Origin of the sequence: Pukyongiella litopenaei (assembly GCF_003008555.2) — a bacterium.
Taxonomy (GTDB): Bacteria; Pseudomonadota; Alphaproteobacteria; order Rhodobacterales; family Rhodobacteraceae; genus Pukyongiella; species Pukyongiella litopenaei.
In genome coordinates this window covers 2,721,768-2,744,109 of sequence record NZ_CP027665.1, presented here as the reverse complement: position 1 = coordinate 2,744,109, position 22,342 = coordinate 2,721,768, and the positions used below count along the sequence as shown (strand labels likewise).

Genomic DNA, 22,342 nt, shown 5'->3' with positions numbered 1-22,342 from the left:
GGCCACCGACCCGGTGGCCGTGATCGTCAGCCACGGCCAGCCGTCCGAACCGGACCCGCCCGAGGCGGAACTGGCCGGGCTTGCCCGCCAGGTGGCGGCGTTGCTGCCGGGGCGCGACATCCGCAGCGCCACGCTGGCAAAACCCGGCGCGCTCGACGCGGTGCTGGCCGATGCCGGGCCCGCCCCGCTGATCTATCCGCTGTTCATGACCGATGGCTGGTTCACCCGGTCGGCCCTGCCCAAACGCGTCGGCAATCCGGCAGCGCATATCCTCGCGCCGTTCGGCGCCGATCCGTCACTGCCGGCGCTGGCCCGCGACATTCTCGCCGAAACGCTCGCCGGCCGGGGGTGGCGGGCGGATGACACCTGCCTGGTGATCGCCGCGCACGGATCGGGCCGCAGCCGCAACTCGGCCCGCGCCACCGAAGCCTTCGCCGAGGCGCTGGCGGCATTGCTGCGGTTCCGCGAGGTCCGGCTCGGCTATGTCGAGGAACCGCCCTATCTGGGCGACGTGGTGTTCGACACCGGCGCGCAGGCGATCTGCCTGCCCTTCTTTGCCGCGTCGGGCGGCCATGTGCAGGAGGACCTGCCCGAGGCGCTGAACCTCGCCGGTTTCCCCGGCGCGCGGCTCGACCCGCTCGGGATCCATGCGCGGGTGCCGCAACTGATCGCCGCGGCGCTGGCCCGCGCCATGCAGGAGCAAGCAGCATGACCACAGACCCCACGTCCCACCGCCAGAGCGGCTGGCCCTTCGGCAAGCTCTATGCCCTGCTCTATGTGTTCACCGCCGGGGCGGTGGCGATCAACCTGTTCATGCTGGGGCTGATGTGGCAGGCGCTGGGCCTGCCCGCCATTTCGCCCGTCGCCGCGATCTTGCTGGCGATCCCGCTGGGACTGCCCGCCAACTGGCTCGTCACCCGCTGGGTGCGCGGGATGATGGACGAGGCCGACGGGGTGAAATGAAAACGCCCCGCCAGATCGGCGGGGCGCTGTGAACATGGTCTGGAGCGGTTCGTAACCGGTTCATGACGTGTTCCTACTGGAACGTCTTGAGGTAGGCGATCACGTCGGCGATATCCTGTTCCTTGCGCAGACCGGCAAAGGACATCTTGGTGCCGGGCACCACGTCCTTGGGCTTGGTCAGATAGGCGCCGAGGGTTTCCTCGTCCCAGACCAGTCCTTCCTCGGCCTTGGCCTTCATCCCGTCCGAATATTTGAAATCGGCGTTATGCATGGCGTTGGCGCCGATGATGCCGTTCAGCACCGGGCCGACCTTGTTCTTGGCGTCCTCGCCAACCGCATGGCAGGCCTTGCACTTCTTGAATACCTTCTCGCCCTTCTCGGCGTCGCCCTCGGCAAATGCCGGCGCGGCCAGCGCGAGAACGAGTGTAGCAGAGCTGAGGATGTGTTTGATCATGTTGGTTTCTCCTGTAGCTGTTCCAGAGTTTCTAGTCTTGCACCCGAAAAGGCAAGCAGGGTTTGCCCGGCTTCCTCCTTGGACAAAAGACACAACGCGGTCGACAATCCATCGGCCACCGCGGCACGATCGGCCGATACTGCGACCAACCCGTGTTTGGGCGCACCCGAGGGGGCGCGCGGATCGAGAATATGGCCCTGATTTGCCCCCAGCAGCGTGCCTTCGGGCGCGGATGTGGCCAGCGCCCGGTCGCGCAGCGCCACCCGGTTCACGATCCGGCCATCGGGCCGGGCGATGCCGGCGGTCCAGTCCGCCCCGTCGGCGCGACGGCCCAGTGCGGCAATTTCGCCCATGTCGACCAGGACGTCATGCAGCCCGCGCCCGCGCAGCAGCGCCGCGATTCGGTCGGTCACGAAACCCTGGGCGACACCGTTCAGCGTCAGCGCCATGCCGGGGGCGAGCCGGACCGACCCGGCATCGAATCGCACCTCGTCCCAGCCCACCAGCGCCCGCGCCGCGTCCAGTTCGCCCGGCGTGGCCGCGCGACCCTGCGCGGCGGTCCGCGCCCGCAGCAGCCATAGCGGTTGCAACGAGGGATCGAAGGCACCGCCCGAGGCCGCGTTCAGCGCATCCGACAGGCTGAGCACCTCGAGCAGCTCCGGGGCCGGGGACTTCAGGATGCCGGTGGCGTTGAGCTGCGACAGCTGGCTGTCGGTGACATAGAGGCTGAAGATGCGTTCCAGCCGCGCCAGTTCGCGTTCGACCGCGTGAAACGCCCGCCGCGCCCCGGTATCGTCCAGCCCGACCAGAACCATGCCGGTCTGCGCGCCCATCGCCCGCCCGCGCCATCGCGCCACCGGTGTCGAGGCGGCGGCGGGCAGACCGGAGCAGCCCAGCGCGGCGGCCGAGATGGTCAGGAAACGACGGCGAGAGGTCAAATGTGGTCTAGAACAGGTCATGCGGGTGTCTCCAACGGCGTATCGAGATCGACGGGGGCCAGCGCCGCATCGTCGGGAATGTCGTCGAGCCGAACCGACGTGCCGCCATAGCGGGCGATGAAGGCAGTGGCGGCGGCCTCGTCGGCAAAGGGCACGATCTCGGGCGCGCCCATGCCGCCCGCGACACCGGCCCCGATCACGAAATGGGCCGCGCCGGCGTCGATCCAGTTCTCGGCCCCCGGGTCAGCCCAGTTCGCGGCCACGCCCATGTCGCTGACATAGATCGCGGTGATCTCGGCATCGCGTTCGGGGCTCTTGAGATAGGCCACCAGATCGCGCACCTGCGCGAAATAGATCGGCACCGGCAGACCCTTGAGATGGATCTGCCCCTTGGGTCCGCCATGTTCGGCCACGTTCATCTGGCAGAAATGGCTGAGCGCATCCTCGGTCAACGGGACCGGGTCGGGCGCTTCGGCGACCTCCTCGCGGCAGGCGGTCAGCGCCAGCAGGGCACAGAGCAGCAGGCGTTTCATGGCTCGACCCTCGCAAAGACATAGCGCGCGGCGGCCAGCGCCAGCACCGGCCAGAGGACCAGCGACAGCGGCGCGGCCCAGGCCGGCAGCGCATGCGCCGCCCCGGTCAGGCCCGTCGCCATCGCCACGCCATCGGACGCGGCGACGTTCCACAGCCTGAAGGCATCGGCGGGGTTGGCGGCCATGACCCAGGGGAATACCGACCGGGTGAACCAGCCGCCCGCGTCCCAGACCACCGCGCCCAGCAGGCCCAGATCGTAGAGCACGACGAAAACCAGCCACAGCCCAGCCCCGAGCCCCGCGGCCCCGGCCGTCGATCCGGCCAGCGCCGAGACCAGGTAGCCCAGCGCCAGGAACGCGGCGCCGAGCAGGATCGAAGTCAGCACCAGGCGCGCCAGCGCGGCCAGGCTGGCGGCATCGGCACCGCCATAGGCGGCCGCCACCGCGCCGGCGGCGCCGAACCCGACGATCATCGCGATCGCCAGCGCGGCCAGGTGGGCGGTGAACTTGCCCAGCAGGATCTCGGCCCGGCTGACCGGGTAGGACAGCAGCAGGCCCAGCCCGCCGCGTTCGGATTCGCCGGCAATGGCATCGAACCCCATCATCAGCGCCAGCAGCGGCGCCAGGTAGACCGACAACGTGGTCATCGACGCCACCGACACGGTCAGCATGTTGACGCCCAGCGTCCCCGTGGGCGCGCTGCCTGCGAAACTCAGCGCCAGCGCGAAGAGCAGCATGATCCCGGTCGCCAGGATCAGCCAGCGGTTGCGCCGGGTGATGGTGAACTCGATCCGGGCAACGGCGAGGATACGGGTCATCATTGCGCCTTCTCCCCCGAATAGTGGCGGTAGAGGTCTTCCAGCCGCGGCGGATGCATCTCGATATCGGCCACCGCCTCGCCCATCGCGGACAACCGGCGCAGTTCGGCCATCTTCGCCTCGGGCGCGCAGAGCAGGTCGACCGACGCGCCGTTGACGCGGGTGCCGCCGGTTTCCGCCGCGATCCGTTCGGCGGCGTCGGCAGGGTCGGCGGCGGCGCGCACGCGCAGCCGGGTCGGCAGGCCCGCGCGCAGCGACAGGTTTTCCAGCGTGTCATCCGCCACCAGGCGCCCGTCGCGCAGGATCGCGATACGGTCCGTGCGCGCCTCGACTTCGGTCAGGGTATGGCTCGCGATCAGCACGGCGGTGCCCTGCGCGGCCATCTCGTCGATGATCGCATAGAGCTCATGGCGCGAGATCGGGTCCAGCCCGCTGGTCGGCTCGTCCAGCAGAGCCAGCGCCGGGCGGCCCAGCAGCACCTGCGCCAGCCCCAGCCGTTGGCGCATGCCCTTGGACCAGGTGCCGATGCGCCGGTCGGCGGCCTGCGCCAGCCCGACCCGGTCGAGCAGGCCGGCCACTGGCGCGGTCCCCTCCCCGGCCAGCCGCGCGAACAGCGACAGCTGTTCCCGCCCGGTCAGCGCCTTGTGGAAGGCAACCGCCTCGGGAAGATAGGCGGTCATCGCGCGGGCCCGGGTGCTGCCCGGGGCGGCACCGCCGACGGTTATGCGCCCGTTACTCAGCGGGATCAGGCCCAGCACCGCCTTCATCAGCGTGGATTTGCCCGCGCCGTTATGACCCAGCAGTGCGATGCGCTGGCCCGGCGCGGCGCGCAGGGTCACATCCTGAAGCACCGGCAGCCGCCCGCGCAGCTTGCCCGCACCCTCGATCAGCAGAACGTCATCCATGAGCGTCCTCCTCTTCCGGCCAGACCGGCGGCGTCACCGGCTCCGGCCGCATCAGCGGCGCCCCATCGGTCACCCCTCCCGGCAGCAGCGCGGGAAAGGCCGATTGCGACCAGCGCACCAGCTGCACCGCGGGCGAGCCCAGCAGCAGCTTGGCCGCGGGCTGGGTCCACAGCACATGATCCATCGCGTCATTGGGCCGATAGGGCACATCAGCGATGCCGTCGCCGTCGAGGTCATAGGCGGCAAAGTCGCTCCAGTAATTGCCGCGCCCGTCCTCGGACCATTCGGCCCATTTGGTGGAAACGTATTTCACCTGCGTGCGGTTGCCGACAAAGGCATTGCCGGTGATGGCGTTGTCCTGGCTGCCGGCGGTGAAATGGATGCCGATCTCGCAGCCTTCGAACCGGTTGCCGGCGAACCGGTTGCGGTTGGCGTTGTAGAGGAACGCACAGCGGTTGGCCCCGTTCACCACGATGTTCCCGGTGATCTCGGAGTGATTGGCATAATTCAGCATGATGCCGTGTTCACGGTCATCCACCGACAGGTTGTTCGCCACCTTCACCCGTTTGGAAAACATCACCGCATAGCCCAGGTCGTTGCCGATCGAGATATTGCCGGTGACCTCGGACTGGTTGGCATACATGTAATGCACGGCAAAGCGCAGGTCGCGGAACCGGTTGTCGCGAAAGATGTTCCGCTTCGACGAATTGACGAAGATCCCGTCCCGACCCCAGCGCACATCATTGCCCTCGACCACCGCGCCGGGGGCGTTCCAGACATAGATGCCGTTGCCGCGGTCGTTCATCCGGCGGTCCTGCCGGCCGTCGATCCGGTTGGCGGCAACCCGCGCGTCAAGCGCGCCGTGAATGTCCACGCCATAGAGATTGCCGGTCAGGCGGTTCTGTTCGATGACCGCGCGGTCGGCACCCTTGAGCAGCCGGATGCCGGAATCGATGCCCTGGTGGTCCGATCCCGACCCGATGATGGTCAGCCCGCGCACGGTCACGTCCGGCGCGGTGACGGTGATCACGCTGCCCGTGCCGCCGCCGTCGAGCGTGGCCGCGCCGCCGCCGTCCAGCACCAACGGCCGGTCCAGCGAGACCGGCCCGTCATGGATGCCGGGGGCCAGGCGCAGCGTATCGCCCGGCGCGGCCCGGTCCAGGTAGTCGGCGATGGCCCCCGGTCGCGCGGGCACGTCCCATTGTGCCGCCCCGAGGGGCAGCGCAACGGCGCAGAGCGCGAGGATCAGGGGCCAGCGCATCGGGTCTAGGCCGAGCGGGGCTCGACCAGCATCCGCCCGCGCATCTCCATATGCAGCGCATGACAGAACCACTGGCAATAGAACCAGTGCACCCCCGGCCGTTCGGCCTTGAACGTGACCGAGGCGGTGGCCTGCGGCGCGACCTCCATGGCGACGCCGTAATTGGCCATGCAGAAACCGTGGGTCACGTCATCCACATCGTCCATGTTGGTGACATAGACCGTCACCTCGTCACCCTGGCGCACGGTGAATTTCTCCATCGAGAATTCCGGCGCCACCGAGGACATGTAGACCCGCACCTTGTTGCCGTCGCGGATGACCTCGTCATGGCCCCAGTCGAGATCGACGCCGTCGGCCTCGGCCTGTTTTCGGGCGTCCTCCCACATCGGGTCGGCGCGATCCCAGACATTGACCGGGTTCACGATATCGGCGCGCACGATGATGCTGTCATGCGGTTCGGCAAAGGTCGGGCCGTCATGCACGACGCGCAGTTCATCCTCGCTCAGGTCGATGATCTGTTCGTTCTCGGGCTTCAGCGGGCCGACATTGAGGAACCGGTCCTTCGAGAACTTGTTCATCGAGATCAGCCACTTGCCGTCGGCTTCCTTGGTTTCGCCCATCGAGGTCGAGTTGTGACCCGGCTGGTAATGCACGTCGATCTTCTGTTCGATCGGATCGACCTCTTCCCCGGCATAGGCGCGTAGCGCCTTGTCGATGTTCCATTTCACGATCTGGCTGTCGAGGAACAGCGTGGTAAAGGCGTTGCCCTTGCCGTCGAAGGCGGTGTGAAGCGGCCCCAGCCCCAGCTGCGGCTCGGCCACGATGCACGACCGCGGATCGGCGTCGCCGTCGAACAGCGCATCCACCTTCTCGACATCGATCACCGACACCGTCGGCGACAGTTTGCCGTTGATCATCACATGCTTGCCATCGGGGGCGGTGTTGCAGCCATGCGGGCTGTTGGGGATCGGGATGTAGCGGGTGAACTGGCTGCCCGCGTCCTTGCGCCCATCGACCACCGGAACGCCGTTGAGTTCCTGGTATTCGCCCGCGGCCACCGCTTCCTCGATCGCCTTGATGTTGAACACCACGACGTGATCCATCTCGTTGGCGGTCATCTCGGCCAGGTTCATCCCCATTTCCGAGTTGTAGGAGGTCGAGAACGCGTATTTGCCCTGGTAATCGCAGTCGGTGTTGTCGAGGTTGCCCGACACGATCACCTGCCAGGCGACCTTCATCTCGTCACCGTCGATGGCGGTGAAGATGTTCACATACTCCTCGGGCTTGTCGAGGATTTGGCCGTCATTGACCAGCGGCGCCTCATGTTCGCCATTGGCAAAGACATAGCCGGTGCGCGGATATTTCTGCGGCCGCATCCCGTGGATGTCATGGGCGTTGGGGATCTCGATGATTTTGTCGCATTTCATCACGTCGCAGCGCACCCGCGCGACGCGGGTGTTGGCCTTGTCGTTCATGAACAGGTAGCGCCCGTCATAGGTGCCATCGGTGAACGACATATGCGGGTGGTGGAGGTCGCCATTGTCATAGGTAACCTTGCCATGCGCGGCCAGGAACGCCTTGGTTTCTGGCAACAGCCCCTCGGTCAGCACCTTGAGGCTTTCGTTGGTCTGGCCCCAGCCGGTGGCCGAGCAGCGGTTGAACACCGGCACCCGCATCAGTTCGCGCATCGACGGGAACCCGAGAATGCGCAGTTCGCCGGTCTGGCCCGAGGACCAGAACCCGTAATACTCGTCCAGTTCGCCGGGTTCGAGATTGATCTTGCCCGCGGCGCGGGCCGAGCTGCCCTCGCCGTTCAGCAGCGCGCCGCCGACCCCGGTGCCTGCCAGCACCGCGCCGGTGGCGGTGGCACCCAGCATCCCGCGGCGTGTCAGCGCCAGTTTCTTGAAAGCTTCCGACATGTCCCATGTCCTCCTTTACGGTTTCGTTCCCCCGGTCGCCGTCTGCGGCTGGGCCTTTCTGAGCCGGTCGGGCGTCACCTTGCCGACGGCGGCGCGGCGCTTCAGCTGCCGGATCACCACCGGGCATTTCGCCTCGGATTGATAGAGCACCTGGCAATGCAGGCAGTTCACGCATTCGTTCGGGTTGATCTCGCCGGTCGGGTGGATCGCCTGCACCGGGCATTCATTGGCGCAGGTCTGGCAGGGGCTGCCGCATTCCTTGTAGCGCTTCAGCCAGTCGAACATGCGGATCCGCGCGGGGATCGCCAGCGCGCCGCCCAGCGGGCACAGGTAGCGGCAATAGAACCGCTCGACGAACAGCCCGGCCACGATCAGCAGCAGCGCGAACACCACAAAGGGCCAGTCGCGGACGAATTTCAGGATGATCGCGGTCTTGAACGGCTCCACCTCGGCCAGCTGTTCGGCCATCGTCATCGACACCAGAGAGGTGCCGAACAGCCCCAGGAAGATCATGTATTTGATCGGCCAGAGCCGTTCATGCAGCCCCCAGGGCAGTTCCCATTGCGGCACTTTCAGCGCGCGGGCGATCTGGTTGGTGATTTCCTGCAACGCGCCGAACGGGCACAGCCAGCCGCAATAGGCCCCGCGCCCCCAGAACAGCAGCGCGGCGGCAATGGCAAACCACTGGATGAACACCAGCGGGTCCATCAGGAACGCGTCCCATGTGAACCCGGTGCGCAGGCTGCCCGCCAGCGCCAGCAGGTTGACCACCGACAGCTGCGCGTTGGCATACCAGCCGATGAAGACCAGCGTCACGGTCAGGAAACCCATCCGGAACCAGTAGAACAGCCGCGCATTGGCGGTGGCCTGGAACTGGAAGAAGAACACGCCGGTCAGCACCATCAGCATGACGCCCAGGGCGGCGATTTCCACCACACGGTCGCGCCAGATCCGCTGCCACAGGGCCGCCTTGGCCGCCGCCTCGTCGGCGGGGTCGTCCACCAGCGGCGGCGCCGCGGCCGCGACCGGCAACAGATAGCTTTCGGGCAGCTTGTAACCCAGGTCGAAGGTCAGGAAGGTCTTTTCCACCGCGCCCACCGCCCGCTGCGCGAGAAGCTGGACCCGGAACGGCGCCGTGGGATCGAACCCGATATCGGCGGGTATCTTGAAGATATCGAGCTCGGTGAAGCTCGGCGCGTCCGGCGCGGCCACCTGGCGCAGGCGCTTGTGCTGCTTGTCGGTCCAGCGCACGGCGGTGTCGCCCTGGATCAGCTGGATCCGGTCGAACAGGCCGCCGCGCACATAGCCCGAGCCCTTGAAGGAATACTTGCCGCGCCCCAGCAGCAGCAGCGCCTGTTCGCCCTCGCCCAGCCAGCCGGTCAGGTTCCGGTATTCCTCGTCGCCCAGCAGGCTGCGACCGATGGACGGCACGCTGACCAGCGCCGCGTGCATGTCGATATAGGTATCGTCGGGCGCGCCCTTTTCCGGGCGTTTCGCGGCGCGGTCATCGCCCGAGGCCTCGAACGCCGCGTTGATCTGGCCCACATCCAGAGTCAGCCGCCGGATCGAGCCGTCGCCCGACAGGGTGGCCCAGTCGGCGATATCCGTGCGGGCCAGGTCGATTTCGCGTTTCGGCCCCTGCGCCACGTTCTGCGCCAGCCCGCCCAGCCCCAGCGCGCGGGCCACCTTCAGCCCGGCGCGCACGAGGCTGTCGTCGATGACCATGATGGTGACCGTGGCCCCGGAGATGATGTCGAGGTCATGCGCACCGCCTCCGGTGGCCGCCTCGGCCTTGAGATCCAGCCCGGCATAACCTTCGGTCAGCTCGACCATGCGCGCATTGGGGATGCCGATCAGCACGATCGGTTCGGAATGGGCCACCAGCTCGACCCCGGTCAGCACCGCATCGTCGTCTATCGCGGCGACCACATGGATCGGCTTGCCGGAATAGCCGGTGGTGCCGACGAAATCCGAGGTCAGGAACGCCCATGCAATGGTCTCGCCGCCGCGCAGCACCGGCGCCACGGGCACGTCGTTGCGTATCGGGCCGAACCCGTCGGCGCCCTCGGCGAACAGCGCCGGGTCGAGATCGGGCAGGAAACTGGCCAGCGTATCGGCCTGCAGGGGCAGGGCCGCGAACAGGGCCAGCAAGAGGCCGAGTATCGGGCGCAGGACGGTCGCAAGCCCATGCCGGGCGCCATTTGTCAGAGAACGGGGAATGCTCATAGCCTGTCGTCTCATCCGGGCCGGGCCGGCGGCACGATCGGGATCAGCGGCACACCGGGAATTCACGAAACGGGGATCCGCAACAGCGGGCGAATCCGTTCCCGTCCAGCCTAACGGCTGCGGTCACGACCGGATTTGACGATAGTCAAGACGACCGCACCGGTCAATCAGGATCCGGTCGCGCCGGTCCCGTCCATGCGCTCACCGGCGGCCTCGTCATCCTCGGCGGGCAGGTCGTGCACCGCCCAGCGGCGATCCTCGCCCGGCGGGGGCAGGTCCGCTTCGGGCACGACCAGGTGCAGGTGCATCTTGGCGATGAAATAGGCGGTCACCGGCGCGGTGAGGAACAAAAACAGCGAGATCAGCAATTCGTGCAGGCTGAGATAGCCATACGCCGCCACCGAGTAGAGCATCGAGGCGATCAGAACCCCGCCCACGCCCAGCGTCGTCGCCTTGGTCGGCGCGTGCAGCCGCGACATCGGGTCGCCCAGCTTGATCAGCCCGTATGACCCGACCAGCCCGAAAAAGCCCGAGATCAGCAGGGAGGCGGCGATCAGAATTTCCAGCAGCCAGTGCATGTCCGCCTCACTCGATGATGTTGCCGCGCAGCACGAAACGCGCATAGGCGACGGTTGAGACAAAGCCCAGCATGGCGATGATCATGCTGGCCTCGAAGAAGATCGTGCTGTTCACCCGGATGCCGTAAAGCACGAGCAGGGCAATGGCGTTGATCACCATCGTGTCCAGCGCCAGCACCCGGTCGCCGATATGTTCGGCGGTCCCGATCTTCCAGAGGTTCATCAGGATCCCGATGGTGAAACAGGCAAAGGCGAAATAGAGGGCGAAGGTGATCATTCGAATATCTCCATCAACCGGCGCTGGTATCGTTCGGTGATCTCGTCGCGCACCACGTCCGGGTCGGGCGCGTGCAGGCAGTGGACCAGCAGGCTGTGCCCTTCGGCGGACAGGTCGCAGGACACGGTTCCGGGGGTCAGGGTGATCGTGCCGGCCAGCGCGGTGATCGCCTCGGGCGTGCGCAGTTCGAGCGGCACGCAGATCAGCGCCGGGCGCAGGTCGCGGTTGCGCCGGAACAGCACCAGCTGCGCCACCACGATATTGGCCACGATGATGTCGAAGATCGCGATGAGGATATACTCGGCACATTTCAGGGGCTTGCGCAATACCGGCCGGTCCGGCCAATAGGGACCGGTGAGAAAGGGGATCACGCTCCCCAGCAGAATCCCGAACAGCATCGAGTTGAGCGACAGGCGGTTGACCAGCAGCTGCCACACCAGGAACAGCAGCAGCGTCATCAGCGGGTGCGGGAACAGGCGTTTGAGCAGGCGCATGGTCACGGTCCCTTCAGCACGGCGTCGATATAGCCGGTCGGGTCATAGAGCTGCTCGACCGTGGCCGCGGCATAGGACGACATCGGCCCGGCCAGCACCGTCAGCAGCACCAATGCGCCCAGCAGAGCAAACACCGCCACAAAGGGCAACCCCGGCGCGCGCGGGCCGGGGTCGGCCGCCGCCACGTCGTCTCCGGCCGCCTCGGCATCGAGTGCCAGCCCCAGCGCCGCGTCATGGGGTTTCCAGAACAGCAGCGATCCGACCCGGCCCAGGCCGATGATCGCCACCAGCGACATGACCAGCAGCACGGCCCAGATCAGCCGCATGTCGGGATCCGCGCGCGCCGCGTCCAGAACCAGCAGCTTGCCGATGAAGCCCGACAGCGGCGGCATCCCGGCCACGGCGATGGCCCCGGCAAAGAACAGCGCCGCGATCAGCCCGCCCTGCGGCATCGGTGCCGTCGGCTCCAGCCCGTCGCCCCGGCGTTCGATCACCAGGTCGGCGACCAGGAACATCAGCGCCGTGGCAAAGGTCGAATGCACGACATAATAGAGCGCCGCCGCCGTGGCCTGCGGCGTGAACAGGGAAATCGCGGTCAGCAGCGTCCCCATCGACCCGATCGCGGCAAAGGCGGTCATGCGGCTGACCTGCCGCGCGCCCAGGATGCCGACCATCCCGACCACCAGCGTCAGCAGCGCCGCCGGCAGCAGCCACTCGCCCACCAGCCCGGCGGTGACCCCGAGATCGGGCGGAAACACCAGCGTGTAGAACCGCAGGATCGCGTAGGCGCCCACCTTGGTCATGATCGCGAACAGCGCCGCCACCGGCGCGGGCGCGTTGGCATAGCTCGCCGGCAGCCAGAAATGCAGCGGCAGCACCGCCGCCTTGATGGCAAATACCAGCAGCAGCAGAACCGCGCCGACCCGGATCAGGGCGGTGTCCTCGGCCGGCAACTGGCCGATCTTCACCGCCAGGTCGGCCATGTTCAGCGTCCCCGTCACCGAATAGATCGTGCCCAGCGCGAACAGGAACAGCGTCGATCCGAGCAGGTTGTAGACCACATATTGCACCCCCGCGCGCAGCCGCGCCGAGCCGCCGGAATGGATCATCAGCCCGTAGGACGCGATCAGCAGCACCTCGAAGAACACGAAGAGGTTGAAGGCATCGCCGGTCAGGAACGCGCCCAGCACGCCCATCAGCTGGAACTGGAACAGGGCGTGGAAATGCCAGCCGCGCGCGTCCCAGCCGGAACCGACCGCATGAAGCAGCACCACCAGCGCCAGCAGCGCCGTCAGCAGCACCATCATTGCCGACAGCCGGTCCAGCACCAGCACGATGCCAAAGGGCGCGGGCCAGTCGCCCAGTTCATAGACCTGGATCGCGCCGCCCGCCGCCTGCCAGGTCAGCACCAGCGCCACCGCCAGCAGGACAACGGTGCCGCCGATGGAAAAGATGCGCTGCAGGTCCAGGTGGTGCCGCAGCACCATGATGATGAACGGCGCCAGCAGCGCCGGCAGCACGATCGGAAGGATGATCAGGTGGCTCATGCGCCGTATCCTTCCTCGGTCTCATCGGACAGCTCGTCACCGCCATCGGCGGCGATGTCGATACGGTCGGTGCGGGCGGACAGATAGGCGCTCAGCGCGATCATCACCACCAACGCGCTCATGCCAAAGGAAATCACGATCGCGGTCAGCACCAGCGCCTGCGGCAGCGGGTCGGTATAGGCCTTCGCGCCATCATGCAGCACCGGCGGCAGGTTGACCGCCAGCCGGCCGGTCGCGAACAGGAACAGGTTCACCGCGTAGGACAGCAGCGACACCCCCAGGATCACCGGAAAGGTGCGCTGCCTCAGCACCAGGTAGACGCCCGTGGCGGTGAGCACGCCGACGGCGCTGGCCAACAGCAGTTCCATGCTCAGCCCTCCGTCCCGTCGTGCAGCGCGTCATCGCGCGCAGGGTTGATATCCATCGCGTGGAGCTGGTCCCGGTGCGGCTGCCATGCGTAGCGGGCGAGGCTTTCCAGCGCCAGCGTGACCGCCCCCAGCACCGCCAGGAACACGCCGAGGTCAAAGAACATCGCCGTGGCCCATTCGATCTTTTCCAGCCCCGGCGGGTAGAGGTAGCCGAAATCCGAGGTCAGGAACGGTTTCTCGTTGAACCATGCGCCGATCCCGGTGACGGCGGCGACCAGGACGCCCGAGCCGATGATGCCGTGGAACGGGTAGCGCTGCCGCGCCGTCGCCCATTCATAGCCGCTGGCCATGTATTGCATGATCACGGCGATGGCCACGATCAGCCCGGCGATGAACCCGCCGCCCGGCGCGTTGTGGCCCCGGAAGAAGATATAGGCCCCGACCATCAGCGCGATGGGCATCATCACACGGGTGATCACCACCATCATCAACGGATGGGAATCACCGGCCAGCGGCGCGTCGGGCTTGCGGTTCAGCAGGCGCGCGCGCACCCGGCTGCCGAGGATCGCCTCGGTGATCGCGTAGATCACGATGGCGGCGATGCCCAGCACGATGATCTCGCCGAACGTGTCGAAGCCCCGGAAATCCACCAGGATCACGTTCACGACATTGTCGCCGCCACCGCCCTTGTAGGAATTCGCCAGGTGGAACCCCGAAATCGACGGAAAGGCGAAATCGCGCAGCATCAGCGCATAGATCAGCCCGCCCGTGCCCGCCCCGGCCCCGATCGAGATGACCAGGTCGCGCAGGCGGCGCCCGGAGGAACTCTCGCGCGGGGTTTCGCGCGGCATGAAGTTCAGCGCCAGCAACAGCAGGATGATCGTCACCACCTCGACCGAGATCTGCGTCAGCGCGAGGTCGGGCGCCGAGAGATAGTTGAAGGTCATCGACACCATCAGCCCGGTGACCCCGATCAGCACCAGCGACAGCAGCCGGTTGCGGTGGAACACCACGATGGCCAGCGCCGATCCGACCAGGCAGATCCAGCCCGCCACCAGCAGCCAGTGCATCGGCAGCGCCGTGCGCGTCGGCAGCCCGATCGCGCCGGTGGCATAGCCATAGCCCGCCAGTGCCAGCGTGAACACGACGAAGATCGCCGCGTAGCGGGTCAGGGATCCGTCATGCAGCGCGTCGGTGACGGCAGCGCTCAGCCGGGTCAGCCGCGCGATGGCCGCGTCATAGATGGCCTTGGCCTCCGGGCGCGGCGCCGCGAGCCATGCCCGGTTCAGCCCGCCATGGCCCGACAGCAGCAGCAGCCCGCCCGCCACCGCGATCGCCGACAACAGCAGCGCCGCGTTCAGACCGTGCCACAGTTTCAGGTGCACATGCGGCGCGTGCCCGCCGGTCACCGCATTGGCGGCGGTCTCGACGATGCCGCCGGCGAACAGCATCGGGAACAGCCCGATCAGCACGACCAGCGTGGCGAGAAAGGCAGGCGGCAGCCACATCCCCGCCGGCGGGTCATGCGGATGCGACGGGTAGTCATCGCGCACCGGCCCGAGAAAAACATGCGCCACATAGCGGAAGGAATAGGCCGCCGAGAACGCGGCGGCCAGGGTCGCCACCACCGCCACCATCAGCGGGTGCAGGAACAGATGCGTGTGCAGCGCCTGCTCGAGCATCATTTCCTTGGACAGGAACCCGTTGAGCGGTGGTATCCCCGCCATCGACAGGGACGCCACCGTGGCGATCACGAAGGTGACCGGCATCAGCCTGCGCAGCCCGCCCAGCAGCTTCGCGTCCCGGGTGCCGGCCTCGTGATCGACGATCCCGGCGGTCATGAACAGCGCCGCCTTGAAGGTGGCGTGGTTGAGAATGTGGAACACCGCCGCCACCGCCGCGTATTCGGTGCCGAACCCCAGCAGCATCGTGATCATGCCCAGGTGGCTGACGGTGGAAAAGGCCAGCAACGCCTTCAGGTCGTCCTTGAAGAAGGCAATCACCGCGGCGATCACCATCGTGACCAGCCCCGTGGTGGCCACCAGATAGAACCACGCTTCGGTCCCGGCCAGCACCGGCCACAGCCGCGCCATCAGGAACAGCCCCGCCTTCACCATCGTCGCCGAATGCAGGTAGGCGGATACCGGCGTTGGCGCGGCCATCGCGTGCGGCAGCCAGAAATGGAACGGGAACTGCGCCGACTTGGTGAACGCGCCCAGCAGGATCAGTATCAGCGCCGGCAGGTAGAGCGGGCTGGACTGCACCAGCTCCTTCTGCGTCAGGATCACGCTCAGGTCATAGCTGCCGGCGATATTGCCGAGGATCAGCATCCCCGCGATCAGCGCCAGCCCGCCGCCCCCGGTGACCGCCAGCGCCATGCGGGCGCCCTGGCGCCCTTCGGGCAGGTGCCGCCAATACCCGATCAGCAGGAAGGACGACAGCGAGGTGAGTTCCCAGAACACCAGCAACAACAATATGTTGTCGGACAGGACGATCCCCACCATCGCGCCCTGGAACAGCAGCAGATAAGCATAGAACTGCCCCATCGGGTCCTGCCGCGACAGGTAGAACCGCGCATAGATGATGATCAGCAGTCCGATCCCCAGGATCAGCCCGGCAAACAGGAACCCCAGCCCGTCCAGAAAGAAATTCGCGTTCAGCCCCAGCCCCGGCAGCCAGTCGATCCGCGCGGTAACCGTTTCGCCGCGAAAGACGGCGGGCGCGTTCAGCAACAGGCCGATCAGCGCGATGAGCGTCACCGTGCCTGCGGCCGATGCCGAGGCCGTGCGGCCCGCGCGGACCAGCAATGCCGGAAAGACCGCTCCGATAAAGGGAAGAGCCGCGATCAGGAACAGGGACAAATGGGCAGCCTCCATTTCTTCGGCAGGGGGGAACACATCCGCCCTGCGTAAGCAATTTTTGACCGCTGTCCAACCCTGTCGGGCAAGAATTTGTCGTTGATCGTCGGCGGATCCCCGCAACCGGCGATGCTGACGCGGTTGTGATTGCCGCCGGCGTCGCCGGTGCGGCATGGTGTGGGCCAACCGCCGCAACCCGGTCGATGCCCGTGCCCGCCGACACCCGCCTCCTGATCGCCCCGACCACGCGCCGCGCGGTGATTCTGGCTGGCGCCGCGGCGCTGGCCGGTTTCGGCTGGCAGGCGCTGGCCCCCGACCGGCCACCGGCACCGCCGTCGATCGACCCGCAGGCAGCGCATCAGCGGGCGCTGGCCGGGGATCTGCTGCTGGTCGACATCCGCCGCCCCGACGAATGGCGCGCTACCGGCATCGGCGCGGGGGCGCGGCCGGTCGACATGCGGCGCGCGGATTTCATCGAAACGCTCACCGGGCTGGCCGGGGGCGACAGCGCCCGTCCGGTGGCGCTGATCTGCGCACGCGGCGTGCGCTCGGCGCGGCTGGCACGGCGCCTGAAAGCCGAAGGCTTCACCCGGGTTCTGGATGTCTCCGAGGGCATGGCGGGCTCGGCCGCCGGCCCCGGCTGGCTGGCGCGTGGCCTGCCGGTGGCACCGCCGACCGGCGCGGGCAATCCGTGATCCGGCTGGCGGCCCTGGCCTGCGCGGCGCTGCTCGCGGCAGGGGTGGCAGGAGGGGCTCAGGCCGGGTGCGGCGCCCGCCCCGACCCCTGCCGGATCGCGGGCGGCGAATACCACGCCGCATTGCCGCCGGGCGGCGGACCGGCGCCGCCCGTGGTCCTGTTCCTGCACGGCGCGGGCAGCACCGGCGCCGCGGTGATGCGCAATGACAGCCTGGTGAAACCGGTGCTGGAACGCGGCTATGCGGTGATCGCGCCCACGGGGTCGCGCCGGTTCGGCGGCGGGGCCGGGCGCAGCTGGAATTTCTATCCGGGCTGGGACGGGCGCGACGAAGCCGCGTTCCTGCACGCAACCGTCGCGGATGCCGCCGAACGGATGGGCACCGCACCGGACCGGGTGCTGCTGGCGGGGTTTTCGGCGGGCGGGTTCATGGTCACCTACCTGGCCTGTTCGAGCCCCGGCGCCTTTGCCGCCTTCGCGCCGGTATCGGGCGGGTTCTGGCGGCCGCACCCGGCGGGCTGCGCCGGGCCGGTCCGGCTGTTCCACACCCATGGCTGGCGCGACACCACCGTGCCGCTCGAGGGCCGCTTCCTCGGCGGCGGCCGCTATCAGCAGGGCGATATCATGGCCGGGCTGGAGATCTGGCGCCGGGCCAATGGCTGCGCCGACCAGCGCCCGGACGGGTTTGACGAAACCGGCATCTTCCTGCGCCGCCGCTGGGACAGCTGCGATCCGGGCAGCGCGCTGGAACTGGCGCTGTTTCCGGGCGGTCACATGGTGCCGCGCGGCTGGGCCGACATGGTGCTGGACTGGTTCGAGGGGCTGCCCCCGCCCCCGTGACCGGCGCCAGCGCTATTCCGCCGCGCTGACCGATGCGCCGCCGTCCAGCGCCTGCCTGAGCCCGGCGCGGCAATGCCGGGCCGCCCGCGCGATCGCGGGCGGGCGCAGGTCCTCGCGGGTGCCCAGCCAGCGCGTGGCCTCTATCCGCGCCCCGCTGAGCGCCGACAGCGGCACCGCCAGCACCAGGCTCAGCGCGATCGGCAGCAGCCAGAGCGACACCAGCCCCGCGACCATCCCCGCCAGCAGCACGACACCGCCCACGGTTTCCAGCGCGTGGCATTTGACCAGATCCTGCAGGCTATAGCGGCCACCGTCGCGCGCCTGCGGCTTCCAGCCCCGCTGCAACCCCAGCAGCGACCGGAACACGGCCACCATCTGCTGCACCATCAGGACCGGCGCATAGGCGACCGACAACACCAGTTCGACCAGCACCGACAGCGCCAGCCGACCGGGGCCGCCATAGTCCGAGACCCGCGCACCGCTCAGCGGCAGCGCGACCAGCCCCAACAGCTTTGGCATCAGCAGCATCGCATAGACCAGCAGGATCATCAGGAACGCCCGCGTTTCGGTCATCGCGGGCCAGTCCGGGAACAGCGGGTTGGTGTCGCTGAAATAGCGCAGCACGCTGGCATCCCCGCCCTGCCCGATCAGCGCCCACATCACCAGCAGCGCGAACCAGACCGGCGACATCAGATAGCCCACCGCCCCGTGCAGCAGGTGAAACCGCGACATCGACGCAAAACCCTGCGCCCCCAGTAGCCGGATATGTTGCAGGTTGCCGTGGCACCAGCGCCGGTCGCGCAGGATATGGTCGATCAGCGTCGCCGGGGTTTCCTCGTAGGATCCGGCTATGCGCGGCAGGAACCGCACGCCCCACCCGGCGCGGCGCAACAGCCCGGCCTCGACGAAATCATGGCTCATGATCTCGGACCGGCGCCCGCGCAGGCCGCGCAGCGGCGGCAACCCCGCGCAGGCGGCAAAGGCGCGGGTCCGCAGGATCGCGTTGTGACCCCAGTAATTGCCGTCATGCCCGCCGATCCGGGCCAGCCCCTCGGCCAGCACCGCGCCATAGACCCCGTTGGCGAATTGCTGCATCCGGGCGAACACGGTCTGCGCCCCGATCAGGTGCGGAAAGCTCTGGATCAGCCCGGCGCCGGGATCGGCGGCCAGCGCATCGGCTAGCCGCGCCACCGCGCGGCCGGTCATCAGGCTGTCGGCGTCGAGCACCAGCATCGCGTCCCAGTCGCCGCCCCAGCGCCGCACCCAGTCGGCGATGTTGCCCGCCTTGCGGCCGGTATTCTCGGTCCGGCGGCGGTAATGGATGCGCAGCCCCGGTGACAGCACCATCAGCGCGCGCAGGCTGTCCTGTTCCTTGGCGGCGGTGTCGGGGTTGCGCGTGTCCGACAGCACGAACATGGCATAGTCGTGACGGCCACCGCGCGCGCGCAGGTCCTCGAGCATGGATTGCGCATTGCCCAGCACGTCCCAGGGCTGTTCGTCGCAGACCGGCAGCAGCAGCGCGACCCTCAGCGGCGGCACCGCCCCCTGCGGCAACGGACGCTGCGGCCGGCGTCCGGCGCGTGCCAGCGACCACAGCCCCAGCAGCACCGTGCCGACCGACAGCGCCAGCCAGAACACGTTGAACCCGACCAGCGACAGCAACAGCGCCTCGACCCAGGTCAGCCCGCGGTCGGAAAACCAGTCATGCATCACCCACAGCAGCAGCGCGGTGGCCGCCACCGCCGGCGTGAACGCGGCGATGCGCCAGCGCCGCTGGCCGGCGATACGCTGCGGCCCCGGCGCGTGGCCATCGCGAAAGCGGGCATGGAAATCCTGCTCGGGCATCGGCAACGGCGCGTCGGGGGGCATCATGTGCAGGTCGTTTCTCATCTCGTCCACCGGTAGAGCCAGACCTCGGAGGCCGGCATGTCGCCGCGGCGCAGTTGTGCCCGCAATTCGACATGGTCCCGGTCTCCGGGTTCGAAGCGGAACGCCAGCCGCAGACCGCCGGTTTCCGGGTTGCGTTCCAGCACGCCCGGGCCGGGGTCGACCTGAACCGACGAAATCAGCGCGTCGAGCGTATCGGGGTCTTCGTCCAGCAGCGGGTGCGGTTCGAATTCTACCATGACCACGCGCCCCCCGGACAGGCCCGCGCCCATGCGCGTATCCATCACCCGCGGCAGGCCGTCGGCCAGCGGCGCGCGGTCGCACCAGGTCAGGCGATAGGCCAGGTCGACCCGCTGCCCGGCCGCATAGGGCGTGCGCGGGCGCCAATAGGCGACGATGTTGTCATAGATTTCCTTGTCGGCCGGGATCTCGACCAGCGTGACCGCCCCGTCCCCCCAGTCGCCCCTGGGTTCCACCCACAGGCCCGGGCGGCGGTGATAGAGCGATTCGAGGTCGTGAAAATCGCCATAGCGGCGCGACCGCTGCATCAGCCCGAACCCGCGCGGGCCCCGGTCGACGAAGGACGACACCTGCAACGCCCGCGGGTTGGCCAGCGGCCGCCACAGCGTTTCGCCCGCGCCATTGGCGATCAGCAGCCCGTCGCTGTCATGCACGGCGGGCCGGAAATCGTCGAACCGGGTCCGGTCGGTGGCATCGAACAGGAACATCGAGGTCAGCGGGCCGATCCCCGCATGGGTCAGGTCCACGCGCGGGAACAGCGTCGCCTCGACCTCCATCACGCAGGACGGGCCGGGCGTGATGTCGAACCGGTAGGCGCCGGTGACGGACGCGCTGTCCAGCAACGCGTGAACAACCATGTTGCGCTGTCCCGGCGCCGGGGTCTCCAGCCAGAACCGGGTGAATTCGGGGAATTCCTCGCCATCGGGATCGCCGGTTTTCAGCGCCAGCCCGCGCGCCGACAGGCCATAGGCCTGCCCGATCCCGATGGCGCGGAAATAGCTGGCGCCCTGGAAGACGCAGAACTCGGTCTTCTTGCCCGGCAGGTCCAGATCGGTGCGCAGCCGGAACCCCGACCAGCCGAGGCTGTCATCGGGGGCGAGGTCGGGCATCTCGACCTCGGTCCCGATCTTGAAGCGGCCGAGATCGAACGGCACCGGCGCGGTGGCCCCGTCCTGCACCGTGTCGATCTGCACCGGGCGCGGAAAATAGAGACCGGGGGCAAAGAAATCGACCTCGTAGGGCCTGTCGGTGCCACGCCACAGCGACCGGTCGGTGCGAAACCGCAGCGCCCGGTATTGCGGGTAGGTCAGGTCCAGCCAGTCCTGCGGCACCGTCGCCCGCGGCGCGTAATCCTGCCCCGCCAGGTCACGGGCCAGCGCGATCACCGTGTCGCGGCTGAACCCGGTTCCGGCCCGCAGGGGCCCCGTCATCGCCAGTGCCGTCGAACTGGCCAAAAAAGCGCGTCTCGTGAATGTCATGCCCGCCTGCTCCGCCAGGGTTGGGATTTGAACCAGCCGGCGGTGTAGGCCACCGCCGTAATCATCGCGAACCCGGCCAGGTTCACCGCCGACACGGTCAGGTTGTTGCGGCCGACCACGTCGAGCACGGCCCCCAGCAACTGCGCCAGCGCCATCGAGAACACGAACACCGCCAGCGATTGCTGACCGACCTTGGTGATGATCCTCAGCAGGAACCGCGCCGCCGTGCCGCCATGGGCCGCCGCGTGGGTCAAGCGTTGCCCGCCCTGCCCCGCCGCGACCCAGCCGAGATAGGCCAGCGACAGGAAATGCAGGTAGCGCAGCAGCCCCTGTTCGGTCTTGTTGCGCAGCTCGCCGGTCAGCGGCCAGGTCTCGCGGATCGCGCTGGCGAGATCGGCATTGGCCGCCCCCAGCCAGGTCAGCGCCTTGAACGACCCGAACGGCGCCGACAGAATGACGAAGGCGGCACAGATCCAGATCAGGGTTTTCGACACCGGCGGCGCGGGCAGCCAGCCACGCATGAAGGCAAAGCCGGTAAAGAACAGCAGCTGCCAGCCGAACGGGTTGAAGAACCATTGCCGGTCCGACCACGGCTCGGCCGGCAGCGGCAGGCGGCCCAGATTGGCGACCAGCCAGACCGCGACGCAGGCCACCGCAACCAGCCACGGGCTGACCCGCGCCAGCGCCATGACCACGGGCATCATCGCCAGCACCACCAGGTACATCGGCAGGATGTCGAAATAGTTGGGCACATAGCTCAGCGTGAACAGCCCCACCATCTGCGGCGCCGGATCGTCAAAGAAATGCTGCAGGTTCAGCGACGACACATAGCTCTTGTCGAACGCGCCGGTCAGGTCGAGCGCGGCCATCGAAGCGGCCACGAAGAAGAACAGGCAGATATGCGCCCAATAGACCTGCCAGACCCGGAACACGACCCGCGCCGTCCCCATCAGCCAGCCCTGCCGCGCGAAACACCCGCCAAAGGCGATGGCCGAGGCCATGCCGGAACAGAACACGAAAATCTCGGCGGCATCGGAAAACCCGAACCGCGCCGGGATCCAGTTCGCCCAGCGGTTGGACGGGATATGCGCGACCAGGATGATGAACATCGCGATCCCCCGGTAGAAATCGAGCCGTGGATCGCGGCGCGACGCCACCGACGCCACGGATGCCACCGGCGCGGCTCTGCGCTCCGGGGCTTCGGCGGCGGTTGAAAATCCCGCTGCGGCTGCAACCGTTGCCGTCTGGTTCAGCATTCCCTCAGCATACTCCTTGATGTGTTG

Annotated in this window: 21 protein-coding genes; 4 read left to right on the top strand and 17 right to left on the bottom strand. The window is 67.9% G+C overall.

What is annotated here, in order from left to right:
• Positions 1–13 precede the first annotated feature (13 nt).
• Positions 14–712: a CbiX/SirB N-terminal domain-containing protein gene (locus C6Y53_RS13695; protein ID WP_244614839.1), complete on the top strand. Its 699-nt coding sequence runs from the start codon at positions 14–16 to the stop codon at positions 710–712.
• A complete protein-coding gene (locus tag C6Y53_RS13690; protein ID WP_106472930.1) occupies positions 709–963 on the top strand; it encodes a hypothetical protein in 255 nt (84 codons plus the stop codon). Before C6Y53_RS13695 ends, C6Y53_RS13690 begins: the two co-directional genes overlap by 4 nt.
• A gap of 73 nt (positions 964–1,036) precedes the next feature.
• Here C6Y53_RS13690 and C6Y53_RS13685 read toward each other — a convergent pair whose 3' ends face one another.
• From C6Y53_RS13685 to C6Y53_RS13620, 14 genes are all read right to left on the bottom strand, one after another.
• Positions 1,037–1,417: a c-type cytochrome gene (locus C6Y53_RS13685; RefSeq protein ID WP_106472929.1), complete on the bottom strand. Its 381-nt coding sequence runs from the start codon at positions 1,415–1,417 to the stop codon at positions 1,037–1,039.
• Positions 1,414–2,376 carry an FAD:protein FMN transferase gene (locus C6Y53_RS13680; RefSeq protein WP_211299389.1) on the bottom strand — a complete coding sequence of 321 codons (963 nt, stop codon included), beginning with the start codon at positions 2,374–2,376 and terminating at the stop codon, positions 1,414–1,416. The genes C6Y53_RS13685 and C6Y53_RS13680 overlap by 4 nt, the downstream gene beginning before the upstream one ends.
• Positions 2,373–2,888, bottom strand: a complete 516-nt coding sequence (locus C6Y53_RS13675) for a nitrous oxide reductase accessory protein NosL (protein ID WP_106472927.1) — start codon at positions 2,886–2,888, stop codon at positions 2,373–2,375. The genes C6Y53_RS13680 and C6Y53_RS13675 overlap by 4 nt, the downstream gene beginning before the upstream one ends.
• Positions 2,885–3,706: an ABC transporter permease gene (locus C6Y53_RS13670; RefSeq protein ID WP_106474113.1), complete on the bottom strand. Its 822-nt coding sequence runs from the start codon at positions 3,704–3,706 to the stop codon at positions 2,885–2,887. Before C6Y53_RS13670 ends, C6Y53_RS13675 begins: the two co-directional genes overlap by 4 nt.
• Complete coding sequence (locus C6Y53_RS13665) at positions 3,706–4,611, bottom strand: ABC transporter ATP-binding protein (protein WP_106472926.1); 906 nt, start codon at positions 4,609–4,611, stop codon at positions 3,706–3,708. Before C6Y53_RS13665 ends, C6Y53_RS13670 begins: the two co-directional genes overlap by 1 nt.
• On the bottom strand, positions 4,604–5,872 hold the full coding sequence (locus tag C6Y53_RS13660) for a nitrous oxide reductase family maturation protein NosD (protein ID WP_106472925.1): 1,269 nt from the start codon (positions 5,870–5,872) through the stop codon (positions 4,604–4,606). The genes C6Y53_RS13665 and C6Y53_RS13660 overlap by 8 nt, the downstream gene beginning before the upstream one ends.
• Before the next feature lie 5 nt (positions 5,873–5,877).
• On the bottom strand, positions 5,878–7,791 hold the full coding sequence (gene nosZ, locus C6Y53_RS13655) for a TAT-dependent nitrous-oxide reductase (protein ID WP_106472924.1): 1,914 nt from the start codon (positions 7,789–7,791) through the stop codon (positions 5,878–5,880).
• Between the two features lie 15 nt (positions 7,792–7,806).
• Positions 7,807–10,017 carry a NosR/NirI family protein gene (locus C6Y53_RS13650; protein WP_106472923.1) on the bottom strand — a complete coding sequence of 737 codons (2,211 nt, stop codon included), beginning with the start codon at positions 10,015–10,017 and terminating at the stop codon, positions 7,807–7,809.
• Positions 10,018–10,184: 167 nt separating this feature from the next.
• Entirely contained in the window at positions 10,185–10,595 is a 411-nt protein-coding gene (locus C6Y53_RS13645) for a Na+/H+ antiporter subunit G (protein WP_106472922.1), read from the bottom strand.
• Positions 10,596–10,602: 7 nt separating this feature from the next.
• A complete protein-coding gene (locus tag C6Y53_RS13640; protein ID WP_106472921.1) occupies positions 10,603–10,872 on the bottom strand; it encodes a K+/H+ antiporter subunit F in 270 nt (89 codons plus the stop codon).
• The gene (locus C6Y53_RS13635; RefSeq protein WP_106472920.1) at positions 10,869–11,366 is read right to left on the bottom strand and encodes a Na+/H+ antiporter subunit E; all 498 of its coding nucleotides are present in this window, start codon (positions 11,364–11,366) and stop codon (positions 10,869–10,871) included. The genes C6Y53_RS13640 and C6Y53_RS13635 overlap by 4 nt, the downstream gene beginning before the upstream one ends.
• 2 nt (positions 11,367–11,368) lie before the next feature.
• The gene (locus C6Y53_RS13630; protein WP_106472919.1) at positions 11,369–12,913 is read right to left on the bottom strand and encodes a monovalent cation/H+ antiporter subunit D; all 1,545 of its coding nucleotides are present in this window, start codon (positions 12,911–12,913) and stop codon (positions 11,369–11,371) included.
• A complete protein-coding gene (locus tag C6Y53_RS13625; RefSeq protein ID WP_106472918.1) occupies positions 12,910–13,281 on the bottom strand; it encodes a Na+/H+ antiporter subunit C in 372 nt (123 codons plus the stop codon). Before C6Y53_RS13625 ends, C6Y53_RS13630 begins: the two co-directional genes overlap by 4 nt.
• Positions 13,282–13,283: 2 nt before the next feature.
• The gene (locus C6Y53_RS13620) at positions 13,284–16,142 is read right to left on the bottom strand and encodes a monovalent cation/H+ antiporter subunit A (RefSeq protein WP_106474112.1); all 2,859 of its coding nucleotides are present in this window, start codon (positions 16,140–16,142) and stop codon (positions 13,284–13,286) included.
• Between the two features lie 200 nt (positions 16,143–16,342).
• On the opposite strand from C6Y53_RS13620, the gene C6Y53_RS13615 reads away from it, so the two are divergent.
• Entirely contained in the window at positions 16,343–16,834 is a 492-nt protein-coding gene (locus C6Y53_RS13615; RefSeq protein ID WP_106472917.1) for a rhodanese-like domain-containing protein, read from the top strand.
• Positions 16,831–17,673, top strand: a complete 843-nt coding sequence (locus C6Y53_RS13610; protein ID WP_244614838.1) for a CE1 family esterase — start codon at positions 16,831–16,833, stop codon at positions 17,671–17,673. Before C6Y53_RS13615 ends, C6Y53_RS13610 begins: the two co-directional genes overlap by 4 nt.
• A gap of 12 nt (positions 17,674–17,685) precedes the next feature.
• Here the strand turns inward: C6Y53_RS13610 and mdoH are convergent, their stop codons facing one another.
• The 3 genes from mdoH to C6Y53_RS13595 are packed head-to-tail and all read right to left on the bottom strand — an operon-like array spanning position 17,686 to position 22,315.
• Positions 17,686–19,563 carry a glucans biosynthesis glucosyltransferase MdoH gene (mdoH, locus tag C6Y53_RS13605; protein WP_106472916.1) on the bottom strand — a complete coding sequence of 626 codons (1,878 nt, stop codon included), beginning with the start codon at positions 19,561–19,563 and terminating at the stop codon, positions 17,686–17,688.
• Positions 19,560–21,059, bottom strand: coding sequence for an OpgD/OpgG family glucan biosynthesis protein (locus tag C6Y53_RS13600; RefSeq protein WP_106472915.1), 1,500 nt, complete (start codon positions 21,057–21,059; stop codon positions 19,560–19,562). The genes mdoH and C6Y53_RS13600 overlap by 4 nt, the downstream gene beginning before the upstream one ends.
• Positions 21,056–22,315 carry an OpgC family protein gene (locus C6Y53_RS13595; RefSeq protein ID WP_106472914.1) on the bottom strand — a complete coding sequence of 420 codons (1,260 nt, stop codon included), beginning with the start codon at positions 22,313–22,315 and terminating at the stop codon, positions 21,056–21,058. Before C6Y53_RS13595 ends, C6Y53_RS13600 begins: the two co-directional genes overlap by 4 nt.
• Between the last annotated feature and the right edge of the window lie 27 nt (positions 22,316–22,342).

Excerpts from the sequence above, each read along its gene's own strand:
- C6Y53_RS13665 (WP_106472926.1), bottom strand. The coding sequence starts at position 4,611 with ATGGATGACGTTCTGCTGATCGAGGGTGCGGGCAAGCTGCGCGGGCGG.
- C6Y53_RS13615 (WP_106472917.1), top strand. The coding sequence starts at position 16,343 with ATGCCCGTGCCCGCCGACACCCGCCTCCTGATCGCCCCGACCACGCGC.
- mdoH (WP_106472916.1), bottom strand. The coding sequence starts at position 19,563 with ATGAGAAACGACCTGCACATGATGCCCCCCGACGCGCCGTTGCCGATG.
- C6Y53_RS13685 (WP_106472929.1), bottom strand. The coding sequence starts at position 1,417 with ATGATCAAACACATCCTCAGCTCTGCTACACTCGTTCTCGCGCTGGCC.
- C6Y53_RS13625 (WP_106472918.1), bottom strand. The coding sequence starts at position 13,281 with ATGGAACTGCTGTTGGCCAGCGCCGTCGGCGTGCTCACCGCCACGGGC.
- C6Y53_RS13595 (WP_106472914.1), bottom strand. The coding sequence starts at position 22,315 with ATGCTGAACCAGACGGCAACGGTTGCAGCCGCAGCGGGATTTTCAACC.
- C6Y53_RS13680 (WP_211299389.1), bottom strand. The coding sequence starts at position 2,376 with ATGACCTGTTCTAGACCACATTTGACCTCTCGCCGTCGTTTCCTGACC.
- C6Y53_RS13670 (WP_106474113.1), bottom strand. The coding sequence starts at position 3,706 with ATGACCCGTATCCTCGCCGTTGCCCGGATCGAGTTCACCATCACCCGG.
- C6Y53_RS13645 (WP_106472922.1), bottom strand. The coding sequence starts at position 10,595 with ATGCACTGGCTGCTGGAAATTCTGATCGCCGCCTCCCTGCTGATCTCG.
- C6Y53_RS13640 (WP_106472921.1), bottom strand. The coding sequence starts at position 10,872 with ATGATCACCTTCGCCCTCTATTTCGCCTTTGCCTGTTTCACCATCGGG.
- C6Y53_RS13630 (WP_106472919.1), bottom strand. The coding sequence starts at position 12,913 with ATGAGCCACCTGATCATCCTTCCGATCGTGCTGCCGGCGCTGCTGGCG.
- nosZ (WP_106472924.1), bottom strand. The coding sequence starts at position 7,791 with ATGTCGGAAGCTTTCAAGAAACTGGCGCTGACACGCCGCGGGATGCTG.
- C6Y53_RS13660 (WP_106472925.1), bottom strand. The coding sequence starts at position 5,872 with ATGCGCTGGCCCCTGATCCTCGCGCTCTGCGCCGTTGCGCTGCCCCTC.
- C6Y53_RS13635 (WP_106472920.1), bottom strand. The coding sequence starts at position 11,366 with ATGCGCCTGCTCAAACGCCTGTTCCCGCACCCGCTGATGACGCTGCTG.
- C6Y53_RS13600 (WP_106472915.1), bottom strand. The coding sequence starts at position 21,059 with ATGACATTCACGAGACGCGCTTTTTTGGCCAGTTCGACGGCACTGGCG.
- C6Y53_RS13675 (WP_106472927.1), bottom strand. The coding sequence starts at position 2,888 with ATGAAACGCCTGCTGCTCTGTGCCCTGCTGGCGCTGACCGCCTGCCGC.
- C6Y53_RS13690 (WP_106472930.1), top strand. The coding sequence starts at position 709 with ATGACCACAGACCCCACGTCCCACCGCCAGAGCGGCTGGCCCTTCGGC.
- C6Y53_RS13650 (WP_106472923.1), bottom strand. The coding sequence starts at position 10,017 with ATGAGCATTCCCCGTTCTCTGACAAATGGCGCCCGGCATGGGCTTGCG.